18 protein-coding genes, 1 pseudogene, 1 riboswitch and 1 other annotated feature (1 of these 21 cut by a window edge) are annotated in these 19,003 nt (G+C 43.5%); all 19 genes and pseudogenes read left to right on the forward strand.

The window, feature by feature from the left end; all coding sequences use genetic code 11:
• Positions 1-287, forward strand: a 287-nt coding sequence (locus C1T29_RS09500) for a cell division protein FtsQ/DivIB (RefSeq protein ID WP_331281201.1), incomplete at its 5' end; no start/stop codon positions are given.
• Positions 284-976: a DUF881 domain-containing protein gene (locus tag C1T29_RS09505; protein ID WP_020451305.1), complete on the forward strand. Its 693-nt coding sequence runs from the start codon at positions 284-286 to the stop codon at positions 974-976. The genes C1T29_RS09500 and C1T29_RS09505, both read left to right, overlap by 4 nt.
• A gap of 64 nt (positions 977-1,040) precedes the next feature.
• Positions 1,041-1,727, forward strand: a complete 687-nt coding sequence (locus tag C1T29_RS09510) for a DUF881 domain-containing protein (RefSeq protein ID WP_230588717.1) — start codon at positions 1,041-1,043, stop codon at positions 1,725-1,727.
• A pseudogene (locus tag C1T29_RS09515) lies at positions 1,727-2,096 on the forward strand (small basic family protein). The gene C1T29_RS09510 and the pseudogene C1T29_RS09515 overlap by 1 nt, the downstream one beginning before the upstream one ends.
• A gap of 173 nt (positions 2,097-2,269) precedes the next feature.
• Positions 2,270-3,592, forward strand: a complete 1,323-nt coding sequence (ftsA, locus tag C1T29_RS09520; RefSeq protein WP_003238682.1) for a cell division protein FtsA — start codon at positions 2,270-2,272, stop codon at positions 3,590-3,592.
• Between the two features lie 35 nt (positions 3,593-3,627).
• The gene (ftsZ, locus tag C1T29_RS09525; protein WP_014663893.1) at positions 3,628-4,776 is read left to right on the forward strand and encodes a cell division protein FtsZ; all 1,149 of its coding nucleotides are present in this window, start codon (positions 3,628-3,630) and stop codon (positions 4,774-4,776) included.
• A gap of 300 nt (positions 4,777-5,076) precedes the next feature.
• Complete coding sequence (locus tag C1T29_RS09530; RefSeq protein ID WP_103748796.1) at positions 5,077-9,378, forward strand: bacillopeptidase F; 4,302 nt, start codon at positions 5,077-5,079, stop codon at positions 9,376-9,378.
• A 194-nt stretch (positions 9,379-9,572) separates the two neighbouring features.
• Positions 9,573-10,502, forward strand: coding sequence for a sigma-E processing peptidase SpoIIGA (spoIIGA, locus tag C1T29_RS09535; RefSeq protein ID WP_040083797.1), 930 nt, complete (start codon positions 9,573-9,575; stop codon positions 10,500-10,502).
• A gap of 62 nt (positions 10,503-10,564) precedes the next feature.
• On the forward strand, positions 10,565-11,284 hold the full coding sequence (gene sigE, locus C1T29_RS09540; protein WP_003221446.1) for an RNA polymerase sporulation sigma factor SigE: 720 nt from the start codon (positions 10,565-10,567) through the stop codon (positions 11,282-11,284).
• Between the two features lie 139 nt (positions 11,285-11,423).
• A complete protein-coding gene (gene sigG, locus C1T29_RS09545) occupies positions 11,424-12,206 on the forward strand; it encodes an RNA polymerase sporulation sigma factor SigG (RefSeq protein ID WP_014663896.1) in 783 nt (260 codons plus the stop codon).
• A 146-nt stretch (positions 12,207-12,352) separates the two neighbouring features.
• Positions 12,353-13,147 (forward strand): ABC transporter ATP-binding protein, encoded by a 795-nt coding sequence (locus C1T29_RS09550; RefSeq protein ID WP_085186105.1) that lies wholly within the window; start codon positions 12,353-12,355, stop codon positions 13,145-13,147.
• 10 nt (positions 13,148-13,157) lie between these two features.
• Positions 13,158-13,259, forward strand: a riboswitch (TPP riboswitch).
• An 84-nt stretch (positions 13,260-13,343) separates the two neighbouring features.
• On the forward strand, positions 13,344-14,624 hold the full coding sequence (gene ylmB, locus C1T29_RS09555) for an N-formyl-4-amino-5-aminomethyl-2-methylpyrimidine deformylase (RefSeq protein WP_103748795.1): 1,281 nt from the start codon (positions 13,344-13,346) through the stop codon (positions 14,622-14,624).
• Between the two features lie 82 nt (positions 14,625-14,706).
• Positions 14,707-14,952 (forward strand): YlmC/YmxH family sporulation protein, encoded by a 246-nt coding sequence (locus C1T29_RS09560; protein WP_003232153.1) that lies wholly within the window; start codon positions 14,707-14,709, stop codon positions 14,950-14,952.
• A gap of 162 nt (positions 14,953-15,114) precedes the next feature.
• The gene (pgeF, locus tag C1T29_RS09565) at positions 15,115-15,951 is read left to right on the forward strand and encodes a peptidoglycan editing factor PgeF (protein ID WP_095431267.1); all 837 of its coding nucleotides are present in this window, start codon (positions 15,115-15,117) and stop codon (positions 15,949-15,951) included.
• A 5-nt stretch (positions 15,952-15,956) separates the two neighbouring features.
• A complete protein-coding gene (locus C1T29_RS09570; protein WP_014663902.1) occupies positions 15,957-16,649 on the forward strand; it encodes a YggS family pyridoxal phosphate-dependent enzyme in 693 nt (230 codons plus the stop codon).
• Positions 16,646-17,101: a cell division protein SepF gene (gene sepF, locus C1T29_RS09575; RefSeq protein ID WP_014476753.1), complete on the forward strand. Its 456-nt coding sequence runs from the start codon at positions 16,646-16,648 to the stop codon at positions 17,099-17,101. The genes C1T29_RS09570 and sepF overlap by 4 nt, the downstream gene beginning before the upstream one ends.
• A gap of 6 nt (positions 17,102-17,107) precedes the next feature.
• Positions 17,108-17,380 carry a YggT family protein gene (locus tag C1T29_RS09580; protein ID WP_003221463.1) on the forward strand — a complete coding sequence of 91 codons (273 nt, stop codon included), beginning with the start codon at positions 17,108-17,110 and terminating at the stop codon, positions 17,378-17,380.
• A gap of 60 nt (positions 17,381-17,440) precedes the next feature.
• Positions 17,441-18,214 carry a YlmH family RNA-binding protein gene (locus tag C1T29_RS09585; protein WP_040083211.1) on the forward strand — a complete coding sequence of 258 codons (774 nt, stop codon included), beginning with the start codon at positions 17,441-17,443 and terminating at the stop codon, positions 18,212-18,214.
• Positions 18,215-18,307: 93 nt separating this feature from the next.
• Positions 18,308-18,802 carry a septum site-determining protein DivIVA gene (divIVA, locus tag C1T29_RS09590; protein ID WP_003221468.1) on the forward strand — a complete coding sequence of 165 codons (495 nt, stop codon included), beginning with the start codon at positions 18,308-18,310 and terminating at the stop codon, positions 18,800-18,802.
• Positions 18,803-18,864: 62 nt separating this feature from the next.
• Positions 18,865-19,003: a binding site (T-box leader), on the forward strand (it continues 88 nt past the right edge of the window).

A 19,003-nucleotide genomic window follows, 5' to 3' on the forward strand; every position in this document is an offset into this window, starting at 1 on the left:
TTCAAATGGCAAAACAGCTGAACAAGCTTTCCGATTCCGTGAAAAAATCGATTTCCGAGATTAACTATACGCCTCAAAAATCAAATCCTTGGCTGATCAGACTGTATATGAACGACGGCTATATCGTGACGGCTTCGCTGAAAACGTTCGGACAGAAAATGAACAGCTATCCGGCGATCGTAAAAGAGCTGCCGAAAGGGGAAAAAGGCATTATCCATATGGAAGTTGCGACTTATTTTGAACCTCTGAAAAAAACGGATGAAAGCAAAAAGGGAGACGGAAATTGAAGAGGCACACAGTCAATCTTTCACTGGCCATGCTTGTCCTCGGATTCCTGCTGTCTTTCTCCTATCAATTCGCCAGGGAAAACAAAGACCATGAAGAAACAGCTGAAAATTGGAAAGAGGAGTATTCCTTGCGCGACCGGCTGATTTCCCAGGAAAAGCAAAATAAGAAGCTGGAACAGGAGCTTTACAAAAAACAGCAGGAAGTACAGAAAACAGAGACGGCTTTGAAAAAGGAAAAAAAAGAGTATTACAATATTGTTGAAGATGTTGAAAGGTACAGAATGTTCGTCGGGGAAATCGGCGTTCAGGGCGAAGGAATCAAGGTGACGCTGAAAGACGCTTCTTACATACCGGAAGGTGAGAATGTCAACAACTATATCGTCCATGAAAGCCACATATTCCGCCTGCTCAATGAGCTGTGGATTTCCGGGGCGGCCGCGGTGTCGATCAACGGACAGCGTGTGACACATCATTCTTACATATCGTGCAACGGTCCTGTCATCACGGTTGACGGCAACCAGTATCCCGCGCCGTTTGTCATTTCGGCCATCGGGGATCCGGATGTGCTGATGCCGGCGCTGAACATTGCAGGAGGACTTGTGGACCAGCTGAGCCGCGATCATATTTCAGTCAGCATCGAAAAACAAGACCAAATCGAGATGGAGCCCCTTTTAAAGCAGGGGGAATGAACGTTGAAAAGTTGGTGGGCGGACGTTGAAGAAAAATAATCGTTTCATCAGTTTGAGCATCCTGATGCTCATTTTCGGAATTATGCTGTCCGTGCAGTTTAATTCGCTGAAAGCGCCGAAAGTCCGCGATACGAGGGACATATGGGACCTCAGGGAGGATCTGAAGAAAGAACAGAAAAAACAGCTTGAGCTGATCAGCGAAATTGACAAATATGAAAAAATGCTGAACACATACAGTCATCAAGAAGAAACCTCGCGGACAAAAGCGTTGAATGAAACGCTTCAAAACTTAAAAAAACAGGCCGGCTTCACAGATGTTACAGGGAACGGAATCATCATCACCATTTCTCAGCTTTTCTCGGAAGAACTCACGGGAGAATCCTTTCAAAATCCGCCGCCAGACCTTCTGAAAAAGCTGATTAATGAACTGAATATGTATGAAGCGGAAGAAATATCGATCAATGACAGAAGGGTTGTCAACACGACGGTGATCAGGGATATCAACGGAACAACCAAAATCGACGGATATCCTTTGGACAACTATCCGATAACGGTAAAAGTCATCAGCAAAAACGCCGATAAACTATATAGCCGAATGAATGCTTCATCCCTGCAGGATCTGTTCGCGGGAGAAAATCTGGATTTGCAAATCAAAAGGCCTGAAAAACAAATCAAAATCAAAGCTTACGAAGGTTCAATGCAAGTTGCGCCATTGAAACCGCTCGAGAAATCAAAAGGAGAGAATTCCTAATGTGGCTTCCGGTTTTAGGGCTTTTGCTCGGAATTACAATCGGGTTCAGCACGAACTTCACCATTCCGGATGAATACTCAAATTATTTGTCCCTGGCGATTCTTGCATCCCTTGATACTTTGATCGGGGGAATAAGGGCCCATTTGGAAAGTGTATACGATGAACTAGTTTTTGTGACGGGCTTTTTCTTCAATATCATTCTCGCCATAAGTTTGGCTTTTCTGGGCGTTCATCTTGGTGTAGACTTGTATTTAGTCGGTATGTTTGCATTTGGCGTGAGGCTTTTTCAAAACATCGCGGTCATCAGAAGAATACTGCTCGCCAAATGGACGGCCTCGAGGAGAAAAAAATAAAAAAAATGTGATATAAAAGAGGATATACATAGGATATAACGAATATTTTCAATAAACATAAAATGTGAATAGCACATAAAAATATTCTGTTGTTATTTTTTGTTACACACTTGTAAAGCCACATTCATTGTATTGTTGTTCCGCAAATAATAGAATAGAAATGATCGAAATGTGAGGAGGTGCCATAGAATGAACAACAATGAACTTTACGTCAGTCTTGACATCGGTACGTCCAATACAAAAGTGATCGTCGGAGAAATGACAGATGATTCCCTTAATATTATCGGTGTGGGAAATGTACCGTCTGAAGGGTTGAAAAAAGGCTCAATCGTTGATATAGATGAGACCGTTCATTCTATAAGAAAAGCGTTTGACCAAGCTGAAAGAATGGTAGGTTTTCCGCTTAGAAAAGCTATTGTCGGCGTTAATGGAAATTATATCAATATTCAAGATACAAACGGCGTTGTAGCAGTTTCCAGTGAAAATAAAGAAATTCAGGTTGAAGATGTACGCCGTGTCATGGAGGCGGCACAGGTTGTTTCAGTACCGCACGAACAGCTGATTGTCGACGTCATTCCTAAACAGTTTATCGTAGATGGAAGAGATGAAATCACCGACCCGAAAAAAATGCTGGGTGTGCGTTTAGAAGTAGAGGGCACCTTGATCACCGGTTCAAAAACAATCTTACATAATTTACTCCGCTGTGTTGAAAGAGCTGGTATTGAAATAACTGATATTTGTCTTCAGCCGCTGGCAGCCGGTTCTGCTGCATTATCAAAGGACGAGAAAAACCTTGGTGTGGCTCTCATTGATATAGGGGGAGGGTCAACAACCATTGCCGTATTCCAGAACGGACATCTCACTTCTACCCGTGTCATTCCTCTCGGAGGCGAAAATATCACCAAAGATATCTCCATCGGATTGAGAACGTCAACAGAAGAAGCAGAACGCGTGAAAAAACAATTTGGACATGCCTACTATGACGAAGCCTCGGAGGATGAAGTATTTGAGGTAACCGTTATAGGCACCAATCAAAAACAAACATTTACACAGCAAGAAGCAGCGAATATCATTGAAGCGAGAGTAGAAGAAATTCTTGAAATTGTTTCAGAAGAGCTTCGCAGTATGGGAATTACCGATCTGCCGGGAGGCTTCGTGCTGACAGGAGGACAAGCGGCAATGCCGGGTGTCATGTCTTTGGCACAGGATGTGCTGCAAAATAACGTCAGGGTGGCAAGCCCGAATTATATCGGTGTAAGAGATCCTCAATATATGACGGGAGTGGGCCTGATCCAATTCGCCTGCCGGAATGCAAGAATCCAAGGCAGAAAAATAGGCTTTAAGATGCCTGAAGAAGCGATACAGGAAATCGCAGTCTCATCATCTGAGGAACAAGAGCAGCATCATCATCAAAATGAGGTGCAGCAGCGGCCAAAAGGAAAACAAAAAACACAAGCCGAACATAATAAACAGAGCAAAATGAAAAAACTATTAAGCATGTTTTGGGAATAGATAGATAGTCATTCGGCAGATTAGGAGGATTTAGCATGTTGGAGTTCGAAACAAACATAGACGGCTTAGCATCAATTAAAGTAATCGGAGTAGGAGGCGGCGGTAACAACGCCGTTAACCGAATGATTGAAAATGAAGTGCAAGGAGTAGAGTACATCGCGGTAAATACGGACGCTCAAGCTCTTAACCTGTCAAAAGCAGAAGTGAAAATGCAAATCGGCGCAAAGCTGACTAGAGGATTGGGAGCAGGTGCGAATCCGGAAGTCGGAAAAAAAGCCGCTGAAGAAAGCAAAGAGCAGATTGAAGAAGCGTTAAAAGGCGCTGACATGGTATTCGTGACAGCCGGTATGGGCGGCGGAACAGGAACAGGTGCCGCACCGGTTATCGCACAAATCGCTAAAGACTTAGGCGCATTAACAGTCGGAGTTGTAACAAGACCGTTTACCTTCGAAGGACGCAAAAGACAGCTTCAGGCTGCAGGCGGAATCTCGGCAATGAAAGAAGCGGTGGATACACTGATTGTGATCCCGAACGACCGTATCCTTGAAATTGTTGATAAAAACACACCGATGCTTGAAGCATTCCGTGAAGCGGATAACGTACTCCGCCAAGGGGTCCAAGGTATTTCTGACTTGATTGCTACACCTGGTCTTATCAACCTTGACTTTGCTGATGTGAAAACGATCATGTCAAACAAAGGATCTGCTTTGATGGGTATCGGTATTGCTACCGGGGAAAACCGTGCGGCAGAGGCAGCGAAAAAAGCCATTTCCAGCCCGCTTCTTGAAGCGGCCATTGACGGTGCGCAAGGCGTTCTCATGAACATCACTGGGGGAACAAACCTCAGCCTATATGAAGTTCAGGAAGCAGCAGACATTGTCGCTTCGGCGTCTGATCAAGACGTAAACATGATTTTCGGTTCTGTTATTAATGAAAATCTAAAAGATGAGATTGTGGTGACAGTGATTGCAACGGGCTTTATTGAACAAGAAAAGGACGTGACGAAGCCTCAGCGCCCAGGCCTAAATCAAAGCATCAAAACACACAATCAAAGTGTTCCAAAGCGTGAGCCAAAACGTGAGGAGCCTCAGCAGCAGAACACAGTAAGCCGTCATACTTCACAGCCGGCTGATGATACGCTTGACATCCCGACATTCTTAAGAAACCGTAATAAACGCGGCTAATGTAAAGGACAAAATCGCTTTCGATTTTGTCCTTTTTGTTTTTCTCCTCAAACTTTCTTCTTATATAGCCTTTTTCCCTATTACCTCCTTCATTTAGTAATGAAATAGATAAATAGCCCTATTTATTTTCGTGACAATTTTATCATTTTCATATATATGGAAATTAGCTGACATGAAACGACAATATCTGTAATTTGGATTGTCTACAGTTAACATACAGCGATGTTCTGACAAACCATTCATTTTTAAAAGGAGGGACGACATATTTTTTACAAAGCATGTTGAAAAAGGGGGATGAAAATGAGGAAAAAAACGAAAAACAGACTCATCAGCTCTGTTTTAAGTACTGTTGTCATTAGTTCACTGCTGTTTCCGGGAGCAGCCGGGGCAAGCAGCAAAGTCACCTCAGCTTCTGTTAAAAAGGAGCTTCAATCTGCGGAATCCATTCAAAACAAGATCTCGAGTTCATTAAAGAAAAGCTTTAAAAAGAAAGACAAAACGACCTTTCTGATTAAATTTAAAGATCAGGCCGACACAGAAAAAGCGGCAAAAGCGGCTGTTAAAAAAGCGAAATCGAAGAAGCTGTCTGCGGCTAAAACGGAATATCAAAAGCGCTCTGCCGTTGTGTCATCTTTAAAAGTCACAGCCGATGAATCCCAGCAAGACGTCCTAACATACTTGAACACCCAGAAAGATAAAGGAAATGCAGACCAGATTCATTCTTATTATGTGGTGAACGGGATTGCTGTTCATGCCTCAAAAGAGGTTATGGAAAAAGTGGCGCAGTTTCCTGAAGTGGAAAAAGTGCTTCCTAATGAGAAACGGCAGCTTTTTAAGTCATCCTCCCCATTTAATATGAAAAAAGCGCAAAAAGCAGTTAAAGCAACTGACGGTGTGGAATGGAATGTCGACCAAATCGATGCTCCAAAAGCCTGGGCGCTTGGATACGATGGAACTGGTACAGTTGTTGCCTCTATTGATACCGGTGTGGAATGGAACCATCCGGCATTAAAAGAGAAATATCGCGGATATAACCCGGAAAATCCCGATGAGCCTGAAAATGAAATGAACTGGTATGATGCTGTAGCAGACGGGGCAAGCCCTTATGATGATTTGGCTCACGGAACCCATGTGACAGGTACGATGGTGGGATCTGAACCTGATGGAACAAATCAAATTGGTGTAGCGCCTGGCGCAAAATGGATCGCTGTTAAAGCGTTCTCGGAAGATGGCGGCACTGATGCTGACATTTTGGATGCTGGTGAATGGGTTTTAGCACCAAAGGACGCAGAGGGCAACCCTCACCCGGAAATGGCTCCTGATGTTGTCAATAACTCATGGGGCGGAGGATCAGGACTTGATGAATGGTATAGAGACATGGTCAATGCCTGGCGTGCGGCCGACATTTTCCCTGAGTTTTCTGCGGGGAATACAGACCTCTTTATTCCTGGCGGGCCTGGATCTATCGCAAACCCTGCAAACTATCCGGAATCGTTTGCAACTGGAGCGACTGATATCAATAAAAAGCTCGCTGACTTTTCTCTTCAAGGGCCATCTCCATATGATGAAATAAAGCCGGAAATTTCTGCACCGGGCGTAAATATTCGTTCATCCGTTCCCGGTCAGACATATGAGGACGGATGGGACGGCACATCAATGGCAGGGCCGCATGTATCGGCTGTTGCTGCACTGTTGAAACAGGCGGATGCCTCACTTTCTGTCGATGAGATGGAGGATATATTAACCAGCACGGCTGAACCGCTGACAGATTCAACATTCCCTGATTCTCCGAATAACGGATATGGCCATGGTTTGGTGAACGCTTTTGATGCTGTATCCGCTGTCACAGATGGGTTAGGCAAAGCAGAAGGACAAGTCTCTGTAGAAGGGGATGATCAAGAGCCTCCTGTCTTCCAGCATGAGAAAGTGACAGAAGCGTATGAAGGTGGCAGCCTGCCGCTGACTATAACAGCTGAAGACAATGTGAGTGTGACATCTGTAAAACTGTCCTACAAGCTTGATCAAGGTGAATGGTCAGAAGTAACGGCTAAACGAATCAGTGGTGATCATCTAAAAGGAACGTATCAGGCAGAGATTCCAGACATCAAAGGAACTAAGCTAAGCTATAAGTGGATCATTCAGGATTTTGGCGGACATATGGTTTCGTCTGATATATATGATATAACAGTGAAACCAAGTATTACGGTGGGATATAAGCAGGATTTTGAAACTGCAGCCGGCGGCTGGATTGCAAGCGGAACAAATAATAACTGGGAATGGGGCGTTCCGTCAACTGGCCCAAATACAGCAGCATCCGGAGAAAAAGTATATGGAACAAATCTGGCGGGGAATTATGCCAACTCGGCAAACATGAACCTTGTTATGCCTCCTGTTAAAGTGCCTGATTCAGGAAATCTGTTTCTTCAATTTAAAAGCTGGCACAATTTAGAGGATGACTTTGATTACGGCTACGTTTTTGTTCTGCCTGAGGGAGAAAAGAATTGGGAGCAGGCCGGTGTTTATAATGGAAAGACATCAAGCTGGACGAATGAAGAAATTGATTTATCGGCTTATAAAGGCCAAAACATTCAAGTGATGTTTAACCTACAATCAGATGAAAGTATTAACAAAGAGGGCTGGTACATTGATGATGTAGCGCTTTCTGACAAATCAGCCGGAAAAACAGCCAAAAAGAATAAGCTGGGCGTCGAAAAGCCGTCTGGAAAACAAAAGAAAAAGGCAGTAAATCCGAAAAAAGCAAAGCCATCTCAACATACAGCTGTAAAAACCGAGAGTAAAGCTATACAGCCGCAAGTTTTGCCGCTCAGGGCACAAGTCAGTGTAGTGGAAACAGGAAAATCAACATATTCCGATCAATCCACAGGGCGGTACACGCTGACGCACAAAGCGGGAGACTATACGCTTATTGCAGAAGCATACGGTTATCAATCGAAAACACAAAAAGTGTCTTTGCAGGCGGACCAGACGACACAAGCTAATTTTACGTTAGAAGAAATGAAGAAGGGCACATTAAAAGGTATGGTTATCAATAAAACGACAAAAGAGCCGGTAAAAGGCGCTTCCATTTATGTTGTAGAGGATGCTGCGGTTGAACCGGCTACGACGAACGACAAAGGTGAATATACGCTCGAGGCCTATGAAGGCGCTTATACGATTAAAGTCGCTGCACCGGGTTATTACAGCGATGAATTTTCCGTTGAATTAAAAGGTAATGTTACAAAAGAAACTGCATTGAAGCCTTTCGTTGGTTATCCAGGTGAAATTGCATATGATGACGGGACAGCCGAGAATGCCAATTCTTATTTTGCTGCCGGGAACGGATGGGCGGTAAAAATGACGCTGGCTGACGGCAAGGACAAGGGCATGCTTACAGGAGGACTGTTTAGATTCTGGGATACAGAGTTCCCAGATCCAGGCGGTACAGAGTTTAAGGTTGAGGTATACGATGCTACAGGAAAAGAAGGAGCACCGGGCAAGAAAATTGCCGGGCCGTTTAACGCTGAAGCTCTTCGCAATGGCGAGTGGACTAAGGTAGATCTCAGTTCAAAAGGGATTATGGTCGATAAAGACTTTTATCTCGTATATATCCAGTCGAAACCTGACCCGTATTCACCTGGACTGGCAATGGATGAAACCGGCAAGAATTCCGGCCGCAACTGGCAGTATATAGGTGGAAAATGGGAGCCGGGTGACGAAGCAGACGGCAACTATATGATTCGCGCATTAGTTGATTACGAAGCTGCTGTGCCTGAGATTACTTCACCGACAGACAAGTCATACACAAATAAGGAGAACGTCACTGTAAAAGGAAAAGCTTCACCTGGTACAATGGTACACATTTATAATGAAGAGAAAGAAGCAGGAGAAACAAAAACTGCCGCGGACGGCACGTTCCAGACAGGCATCACACTCGGCAAGGGCGAAAATAAGCTGACGGCAACTGCATCAACAGATAACGGAGCAACGGATGCCTCCCGCCCAATCACGGTTACGCTTGATCAAGAAAAGCCTGAATTAACACTGGACAATCCAAAGGATGGCGAGAAAACAAATAAAGAAACGCTGACTGTCAAAGGGGCTGTATCCGATGACAATCTGAAAGACGTCAAGGTGAATGGCAAAAAAGCAACAGTAGCTGATGGTTCATACTCAGCCCGTATTCTTTTGGATAATGGAAGAAATGAAATCAAGGTGATTGCTACAGACCTTGCAGGCAACAAAACGACGAAAAAGACAGTCATTGATGTCAACTTTGACAAGCCTGTCATTTCTGGCTTGATTCCGGGAGAGGATAAAAACTTAAAAGCCGGTGAATCTGTGAAAATCGCTTTCTCAAGCGCTGAGGATTTGGATGCAACGTTTATCATTCGTATGCCGCTGACAAATGCAAGAGCGAGTGTGCAAAACGCCACCGAACTCCCGTTAAGAGAAATTTCTCCGGGGAGATATGAAGGCTATTGGACAGCCACTTCTTCTATTAAAGCAACCGGAGCAAAAGTAGAAGTGATCGTACGAGATGATTATGGAAATGAAACGAGAAAAACTGCGAATGGAAAACTTAATATCAACACAGAAAATTAAGTGGAAAAAAAGCTGCCGTCACTGGCAGCTTTTTTTATATCCTCTCATTACACTTCCTCGACAAATTAAGCAGATTTCCCTGAAAAATTGTATTTTCCTCTCAACATTAATTGACAGACTTTCCCACAGAGCTTGCTTTATACTTATGGAGCAAGAAGAGGAACAGCGTGAGGCAAGAAAGAAAGGAGTCAGATGTGAAAATCTATTTAGATGTCATTTGGCTGTTAAACTTTTGTTTTGATGCACTTTTGCTTTTGCTCACGGCATTTATTTTAAAACGTCATGTAAAAAAAAGAAGACTGATAGGCGGGGCGTTCATCGGTTCGAGTATTGTCCTTTTGATGTTTACTCCTTTTTCGCCGATTGTTGACCATCCGGCTGGGAAGCTAGCTTTTTCAGTTGTGATTGTACTGGTGACATTTGGCTTTAAAAGATTTCGCTTTTTCTTTCAAAATTTGTTTTCCTTTTATTTTGCCACTTTTTTAATGGGGGGAGGAATTATCGGAGCTCATTCTTTGCTGCAGTCAAATTCTATTGTTCGAAACGGTGTCATGATTACCAATCAAACAGGGTTTGGAGACCCGATCAGCTGGTTGTTTATTGTTGCTGGCTTTCCAGCATTATGGTTTTTTTCTAAAAGAAGAATCGAAGATATTGAAACAAAAAACATTCAATATGAGGAACGAGTCAGCGTGCAGGCCGATTTGGGCAACCAAACACTTCATGTCAGAGGCCTGATTGATTCGGGCAATCAGCTGTACGATCCTCTTACAAAAACACCGGTTATGATCATTTACGTTGATAAATTGGAGCCGATTTTCGGAGCAGCCGAAACGATGATCATTCGAAACACAGACCCGCTGGAAGCCATCGAACAGCTTGATGATTCATTTCGCTTTTTAGATAAAATGAGGTTGATTCCATACAGGGGAGTTGGTCAGCAAAATCAATTTTTATTATGCGTTAAACCGGATCACGTAACGATTATGACAAAAGAAGAAATGATTTGTGCAGATAAATGCTTAATCGGTATCAGCACAACAAAGCTTTCGGCAGATGGAGAGTTTGATGCGATTATTCATCCGAAAATGCTTTCGGGCAAGGCTGTCAAACACGTTTCATAAAGTTCGCAAATGTCCGTTACTTATCATACTCAAACGGCGGTACATTTAGAAGGGAGAGGAAGATGAAAAAACTAAAATTACGGTTGACGCACCTCTGGTATAAGCTGCTGATGAAACTTGGGCTGAAAAGTGATGAAGTCTACTACATAGGTGGGAGTGAAGCCCTGCCGCCTCCATTGTCTAAAGATGAGGAGCAGGTGTTGTTAATGAAGCTCCCAAACGGCGATCAGGCGGCACGTGCCATTTTAATTGAACGCAATTTGCGCCTGGTCGTTTATATCGCCCGTAAATTTGAAAATACGGGAATTAATATAGAGGATTTAATCAGCATCGGTACCATCGGATTGATCAAAGCTGTGAATACATTCAATCCAGAAAAGAAAATTAAGCTGGCGACCTATGCCTCCCGCTGTATAGAAAATGAAATTCTGATGTATTTGAGGAGAAACAACAAAATCCGTTCAGAGGTTTCCTTTGATGAACCGCTTAATATTGATTGGGACGGCAATGAGCTTTTGCTTTCTGATGTGCTCGGCACAGACGATGACATCATTACTAAAGACATAGAAGCTAACGTAGATAAAAAGCTTTTGAAAAAAGCGCTTGAACAGCTTAATGAGAGGGAAAAGCAAATTATGGAGCTGCGGTTTGGGCTTGTCGGTGAAGAAGAAAAAACCCAAAAGGATGTAGCGGATATGATGGGGATTTCACAATCCTATATTTCACGGCTTGAGAAACGAATTATAAAAAGATTGAGAAAAGAGTTCAACAAAATGGTGTAAAAAATTTTATGGGTAGAACCCCTTGATTTTACAGGGATTTCCTGATTTCGACAGTTTTTCGGCCTGAGTGCAGTGCATATTTTTCCCACCCAAGGAGATACTTAACGGTGTACAGCAGCTCCTGTAGGGAGGGAAAAAAGTGTCGAGAAATAAAGTCGAAATCTGCGGGGTGGATACCTCCAAATTACCAGTACTCAAGAATGAAGAGATGAGAAAGCTGTTTAGGCAGCTGCAGGATGAAGGCGATGATTCAGCAAGAGAAAAGCTTGTAAATGGGAACTTGCGTCTTGTCTTAAGTGTCATTCAACGATTTAATAACAGAGGGGAGTATGTTGATGACTTATTTCAAGTCGGCTGCATCGGACTAATGAAATCCATTGATAATTTTGACCTAAGCCACAATGTTAAGTTTTCAACATACGCTGTACCTATGATTATCGGAGAGATCCGCAGGTATTTACGCGATAATAACCCGATCCGTGTTTCAAGATCACTCCGGGACATCGCTTACAAGGCGCTTCAGGTAAGAGAGCGGTTAATCAGTGAGACAAGCAAGGAGCCGACTGCAGAAGACATCGCAAAAGTTCTTGAAGTACCGCATGAGGAAATTGTATTTGCGCTTGATGCCATTCAGGATCCGGTTTCTCTATTTGAACCGATCTATAACGACGGCGGAGACCCGATTTATGTGATGGACCAAATCAGTGATGAGCGCAATACAGATACACAATGGATTGAAGAGCTGGCTTTAAAAGAGGGCATGAGAAGGCTGAACGATAGGGAAAAAATGATTTTGAGAAAGCGATTCTTCCAAGGGAAAACCCAAATGGAAGTTGCCGAGGAAATCGGAATATCCCAAGCACAGGTGTCCAGACTTGAAAAAGCGGCTATCAAACAAATGAATAAAAATATTCATCAATAATGAAAAGCCTTTAAAACGATTTTGTTTTAAAGGCTTTTCTATTGTTTGCCGACGGTTTACGTTTTGGAAAAAATAAGGTATCCTAGTTTGTACAAAGTTTTAAGAAAATTAAAACAATTAAAAAGGCAATCAAGAGGAGGACCACGATGATTTTGCAGCTTGACAATGTCTCATTAAAACGGAATGGGAAATGGATACTGAGGGATATTCATTGGAAGGTGGAAGAAAAGGAAAATTGGGTGCTTTACGGCCTAAATGGCGCCGGGAAGACAGCACTGTTAAATATGCTTTGCTCTTATTATTTTCCAACATCAGGCGAGATGCAGGTGCTTGGCCATGAATTTGGCAAGACAGAGCTTGGGGAAAAACTCAGACGTAAAATTGGCCTCGTCTCAGCAGCTCTTCAGCAAAAATTGTACCCGGCAGATTCAGCCTTTGAAATTGCTTTGAGCGGAGCTTACGCTTCGATTGGATTATATGAAACACCAAGTAAGAAAATAAGGGAAAAAGCGATTGGTTTGTTAGAGGACTTGGGAGCAATTGAATATGCCGACCGTCGCTATGAAACCCTTTCTCAAGGGGAAAAACAAAGAGCATTGATTGCAAGAGCACTAATGGCCGATCCGGAGCTGCTGATACTGGATGAACCAGTCACAGGGCTGGATTTTATTGCCCGGGAAAAGTTGTTAGATACGATTACATACATTGCAAACAAAGAAAATGCACCATCTATCCTTTATGTGACTCATCATGCTGAAGAAATTTTGCCTGTCTTTGATAAAGCCCTTTTATTAAAACAGGGAGAGGTCTTTGGATCCGGAGAAATAAAGGAAATGCTTACTGATCAAATACTTTCAGCTTTTTTTGATACGCCAATCCATGTATTATGGAATCAAGATCGGCCGTTTTTAACAAGAGCTGAGCCGATAACGAATGCCTGACAAACACATAGATTCATCCTAGGGGTGCTTTGCGAAGCTGAGAGAGACTTTGTCTCAACCCTTTTGACCTGATCTGGATCATGCCAGCGGAGGGAAGCGGTGAATAAACAGAGTGCATAGGACTCTGTTTGTTTTTATTGAGCCGTTTCATAACTTGAAGCGGCTTTTTATTTTTGAAGAATAGGAGCGGATTAGATTGGATCAACAAATAGACTCTTTGCTCAAAAAAGTGGAAGAACAAAAGGAGGAGCTTATTCAGCTGGCAAAAACGCTGATTTCTTATCAAACACCTGCTCCACCTGCAAGAAATACAGAGGGGATTCAGTCATGGATTTCAGGATTTTTAAATGAATTAGGATTTTCGATCGACAAATGGGATGTGTACCCTGGAGACCCCAATGTTGTAGGCCAGCTAAAGGGAACAGGTTCAGCAGATTATCATAGCCTGATCATCAATGGCCATGTAGATGTGGCAGAGGTAAAAGAGGATGAGGAATGGGAGCACGATCCATTTCATCCAATTGAAAAAAACGGTCTCTTAATCGGGCGAGGCGCTTCCGATATGAAGGGCGGAATGGCATGTGTGCTGTTTGCTGTGAAATTAATTCGTGAAGCAGGCATTGAACTTCCCGGTGATCTGATTCTGCAATCGGTTATCGGGGAGGAAGTTGGAGAAGCCGGCACGCTTGAATGCTGCAAGAGGGGCTACCACGCTGATTTTGCAATTGTCGCGGATACGAGCGATATGCATATTCAAGGCCAAGGCGGCGTCATTACAGGCTGGATCGAAATCAAAAGCAGTCAAACATTTCATGATGGAACGAGACGAAATATGATTCACGCAGGCGGAGGAACATTCGGAGCAAGCGCAATTGAAAAAATGGCGAAAATCATTGCGGGGCTCGGTGAACTTGAGCGCCACTGGTCCATTATGAAACGTTATCCCGGCTTTAAACCTGGCACAAATACAATTAACCCGGCTGTTATAGAAGGCGGCAGACATGCGGCTTTTATAGCGGACGAATGCCGGCTGTGGATCACAGTCCATTTTTATCCGAATGAAACCCATGACCAAGTGGCAGCGGAAATAGAAGATTACGTCAATCGGCTGAGTGACAGTGATATTTGGCTTAGGGAAAACCGCCCCGTATTTAAGTGGGGAGGCTCATCGATGATTGAAGACAGAGGAGAAATTTTTCCGGCATTGGAAGTTGACCCTGGCTACCCAGGCGTCTTAGCGCTTACTGCCTCTCATGAGAAAGTGAAGCGGGAGAGTCCAATTATTGACGTTTCTCAATCGGTTACAGATGGTGGGTGGCTGTATGATGCCGGTATTCCATGCGTGATATACGGTCCTGGCGATCTGCACAATGCACACTCCGTGAATGAGAAGGTATCAATTGAGCAGCTAGTAGAGTATACAAAAATTATCCTCGATTTTATTATCAGCTGGTGCAGCCGGAAAAAAGAACAGTGACATGAAAATTTCTTCTTGCTGACAAGGTTCAGCCTGCCCGTTCATATACTTGAACAAAAGGACGGAAAAAGGACGTGATGGAATGATCAGCATTTCAGAATTTCAGGTGAAGGATGTCGTCAATGTCTCAAACGGAAAAAAGCTGGGGAGTATTGGTGATATTGATATCAATGTGACCACTGGTAAAATTCAGGCGATCATACTAGGAGGAAATGGGAAAGTGCTCGGATTTTTCGGAAAAGAAGAGGAATTGGTCATTCCATGGCGAAATATAGTAAAAATCGGGGAAGATGTAATCTTGGTCCGATTAAGTGAACCGCATGCATAAACCTGCTTTTCTGCCGCGGATTGGCAAATGCCGGAAGTCTCGTTTCTTCCGGCACATTTCATTTAGAAATATGCAAATCGGCGCTCAACGAATGCAGAAAGATGTGGTAAAATAAGTGGGAAATTCCGCTTTTTTAAATGTTTGTCGAAAGGTTGGATCATCATGAATACATATCACCCATTTAGTCTTACCACACCCTCGACACTCATGATACAAGACTGGGCTCAAACGAATCAAAACAACAAAGAAGTCATTGCCGGATTTACGACGAAAAACGGCGGTGTCAGCCAAAAGCCTTTTGAATCGTTAAATACAGGATTGCACGTTCATGACAAAGATGCAGATGTAGTTAAAAATCGTGAATATATTGCCGATATGTTTAATACTGATTTGCAGTCTTGGGTATTCGCTGATCAGACACATGATAATCGCGTTCAGAAAGTGACGCAGAGGGATAGGGGAAAAGGCGCCCGTGAGTATCACACAGCGCTAAAAGCAACGGACGGGCTCTATACAAACGAAAAAAATGTATTTTTAGCATTATGCTTTGCTGATTGTGTGCCTCTTTTCTTTTATGATCCGGTTAAATCACTTGTCGGAGTTGCCCATGCCGGGTGGAAAGGCACTGTCAAACAGATTGGCAGAGAAATGGTGAAGCAATGGACTGAGAAGGAAGGTTCAAATCCTTCAGATATTCAGGCTGTTATTGGCCCGTCTATCAGCGGAGCATGCTATACGGTAGATGACCGTGTCATGGATGCTGTCCGCGCATTGCCGGTTTCAGCAGACCGTGCCGTTAATCAGACGGCAATGGCACAATATCAGCTTGATTTGAAAGAGCTGAACCGCCTCATACTGATAGACAGCGGTTTGGCAAATGAACAGATTTCTGTCAGCGGTTTATGCACGGAAAGCGAGCCGTCTCTTTTCTATTCTCACCGCCGCGATCAGGGGAAAACTGGACGGATGATGTCCTTTATCGGAATGAAGGAGGCATAAAGATCTTGCGTGTTGTTGATAATTTACGACATATAAACGAACGAATAAACGAAGCATGTAACAGATCGGGCCGCAGCTCCGATGAAGTTACGGTTATTGCAGTCACAAAATATGTATCGCCTGAAAGAGCACAGGAGGCAGTAGATGCTGGCATCACCTGCCTCGGAGAGAATCGGGATGCGGAACTGCTCCGCAAACAGGAATTGATGAAAGGGAATCCGGAATGGCATTTTATCGGCAGTCTGCAATCAAGAAAAGCAAAATCTGTCGTCAATGCGGTTTCTTATATCCATTCCCTAGACCGGCTCTCATTAGCGAAAGAAATTGAAAAACGGGCTGAAGGTACTGTGCGATGCTTTGTGCAGGTCAATACCTCTCTTGAGCCTTCTAAACACGGCATGAAAAAAGAAGAAGTCATTCCATTCATACAGGAGCTTTCCGGTTTCGAACATATCCAAGTGGCCGGACTGATGACAATGGCTCCGCTGACTGATGATCAAGATCAGATCAGAAGCTGTTTCAGGTCGCTGAGAGAACTCCGTGACCAGGTTCAGAAACTGAAGCAGCCGAACGCTCCGTGTACTGAACTGTCGATGGGCATGTCAAATGATTTTGAAATTGCAATTGAAGAAGGGGCTACTTATATTAGAATCGGCTCATCGTTAGTCGGAAATGAAACAGGGGGTGTACAGCAATGAGTATGAAAAATAAACTGAAAAACTTTTTCTCGATGGAAGATGAAGAATATGAATATGAATATATTGAGACAGAGCGGGAATCGCATGAGGAGCATGAGCAAAAAGAAAAGCCGGCTTATACTGGGAATAAACCTGCGGGCAAACAGAATGTAGTGAGCTTGCAAAGTGTTCAGAAATCCTCTAAAGTGGTGTTGAGTGAGCCGCGCGTTTATGCGGAGGCGCAGGAAATAGCCGACCATTTGAAGAACCGGCGGGCAGTTGTCGTCAATCTTCAGCGGATACAGCATGATCAGGCGAAGCGGATTGTTGACTTTTTAAGCGGAACCGTCTATGCCATCGGCGGAGATATTCAAAGAATCGGCTCAGATATCTTTCTCTGCACGCCTGATAACGTAGATGTATCAGGCACAATTTCTGAGCTCATATCTGAAGACGAACATCAGAGGTGGTAAAGCGAGATGATCCTTTATCAAGTTTTTTCGGTTTTAAGCTTATTAATCACAATATACTCATTTGCCCTGATCATATACATTTTTATGTCATGGGTGCCGAGTACGAGGGAAACAGCAGTCGGGCGTTTTTTAGCATCGATTTGTGAACCATATCTCGAACCATTCAGAAAAATCATCCCTCCGATTGCAATGCTGGATATTTCACCAATCGTAGCAATCCTTGTGCTTCGATTTGCGACTACCGGCTTGTGGGGACTTTATCGCATGATTGCGTTTTAATGTGACAGTTTGATAGGGGCTTGGCAGCAGCCAAGCCTCTTTACATAGAAGGGAAAGACGATGAGCGATATCTATCAGCACTTCAGAAAAGACGAGCGGGCCTTTATTGATCAGGCGCTCGAATGGAAAAGAATTGTCCAGGAGCAGTACAGAATGAAGCTGACCGACTTTTTAGACCCTCGAGAGCAGGTCATCCTCACTGCTGTTACGGGACAGACAGACGTCGGGCTTGCTTTTTCCGGCGGCTATGACAGAGCGGAGCGGAAACGGGCGATTCTGTATCCAGAATACATTACTCCAGAAGAATCGGATTTTGAACTGCAGGCGTTTAACGTCCGTTATGCTGACAAGTTTGTCTCAGTAGATCACCGTTCTCTGCTTGGTGCATTAATGGGCATAGGATTAAAGCGGCAAAAATTCGGTGACATCGTGTTTTCTGAATCAGCTGTGCAATTGATTGTATCAGCCGATACCGCTGATTTTGTGGCCGCACAGCTGACTCAAGCAGGCAAAGCGACGGTCAGCCTTGAGAAAATTGGCTTGTCAGACCTTAACATTCCGGCTATTGATGTCGAAATAAGAGATGACACGGTTTCTTCTTTAAGGCTTGACGCTGTCTGCGCCTCTATGAGCAGGCAATCCCGCCAGAAATCACAGACACTTGTGAAAAACGGGCTCGTAAAAGTGAACTGGAAGGTAGTTGAAGATCCTTCCTACATAGTGGCAGAAGGGGACATGCTGTCTATCAGAGGCTTTGGCCGCTGCAGTTTATCCAAAATCGAAGGAAAAACCAAAAAAGACAAATGGAGAGTTACGTTTGAACGACAAAAATAGTCGGTTTTTCAGTTTTTTTCTCCATCTGTGCGAAATTTGTTTTATAATGTGAACTAGATAACCGTACTGAAATGTAAAAATGGAGGTGGCATCATGCCATTAACGCCAAATGATATTCACAACAAGACGTTTACAAAAAGTTTTCGCGGATATGATGAAGATGAAGTAAATGAATTTCTAGCGCAAGTCAGAAAAGATTACGAAATTGTTCTCCGTAAGAAAACGGAACTAGAAGCGAAAGTCAATGAGCTAGATGAAAGAATCGGACACTTTGCCAATATTGAAGAAACATTGAATAAATCGATTTTAGTTGCCCAAGAAGCAGCTGAAGACGTAAAACGCAATTCACAAAAAGAGGCAAAGCTGATCGTACGGGAAGCGGAGAAAAATGCTGATCGCATTATCAACGAATCGTTATCAAAATCAAGAAAAATCGCCATGGAAATCGAAGAGCTGAAAAAACAGTCTAAAGTGTTCAGAACACGTTTCCAAATGCTGATTGAGGCTCAGCTCGATCTTCTGAAAAATGACGATTGGGATCATCTCCTTGAGTATGAAGTCGACGCTGTATTTGAGGAAAAGGAATAAATTCTCTGATTATCTTGACATTTTCTTAGCTTGTCGAATATAATACGTTCATAAATTCAGATGAAAAAACGGTTGAAAGGGACAGTCATGTTTCCTTCAGGCCTTCATAGCGACCCGGAGATGGTGAAAGTCCGGGATGGCCGGAATCATGTAGATCAGCCCTTAAGTTTCCTTTCTGAACTCACAGTAGGTTAGGACGTT

The organism is Bacillus sp. MBGLi79, assembly GCF_002953915.1.

Bases quoted from the DNA above. Each gene is read 5' to 3' on its own strand.
- divIVA (WP_003221468.1), top strand. From the start codon at position 18,308: ATGCCATTAACGCCAAATGATATTCACAACAAGACGTTTACAAAAAGT.
- C1T29_RS09510 (WP_230588717.1), top strand. From the start codon at position 1,041: ATGCTCATTTTCGGAATTATGCTGTCCGTGCAGTTTAATTCGCTGAAA.
- C1T29_RS09560 (WP_003232153.1), top strand. From the start codon at position 14,707: ATGATCAGCATTTCAGAATTTCAGGTGAAGGATGTCGTCAATGTCTCA.
- ftsZ (WP_014663893.1), top strand. From the start codon at position 3,628: ATGTTGGAGTTCGAAACAAACATAGACGGCTTAGCATCAATTAAAGTA.
- sigE (WP_003221446.1), top strand. From the start codon at position 10,565: ATGAAAAAACTAAAATTACGGTTGACGCACCTCTGGTATAAGCTGCTG.
- C1T29_RS09580 (WP_003221463.1), top strand. From the start codon at position 17,108: ATGATCCTTTATCAAGTTTTTTCGGTTTTAAGCTTATTAATCACAATA.
- C1T29_RS09550 (WP_085186105.1), top strand. From the start codon at position 12,353: ATGATTTTGCAGCTTGACAATGTCTCATTAAAACGGAATGGGAAATGG.
- ftsA (WP_003238682.1), top strand. From the start codon at position 2,270: ATGAACAACAATGAACTTTACGTCAGTCTTGACATCGGTACGTCCAAT.
- C1T29_RS09530 (WP_103748796.1), top strand. From the start codon at position 5,077: ATGAGGAAAAAAACGAAAAACAGACTCATCAGCTCTGTTTTAAGTACT.
- sepF (WP_014476753.1), top strand. From the start codon at position 16,646: ATGAGTATGAAAAATAAACTGAAAAACTTTTTCTCGATGGAAGATGAA.
- pgeF (WP_095431267.1), top strand. From the start codon at position 15,115: ATGAATACATATCACCCATTTAGTCTTACCACACCCTCGACACTCATG.
- C1T29_RS09585 (WP_040083211.1), top strand. From the start codon at position 17,441: ATGAGCGATATCTATCAGCACTTCAGAAAAGACGAGCGGGCCTTTATT.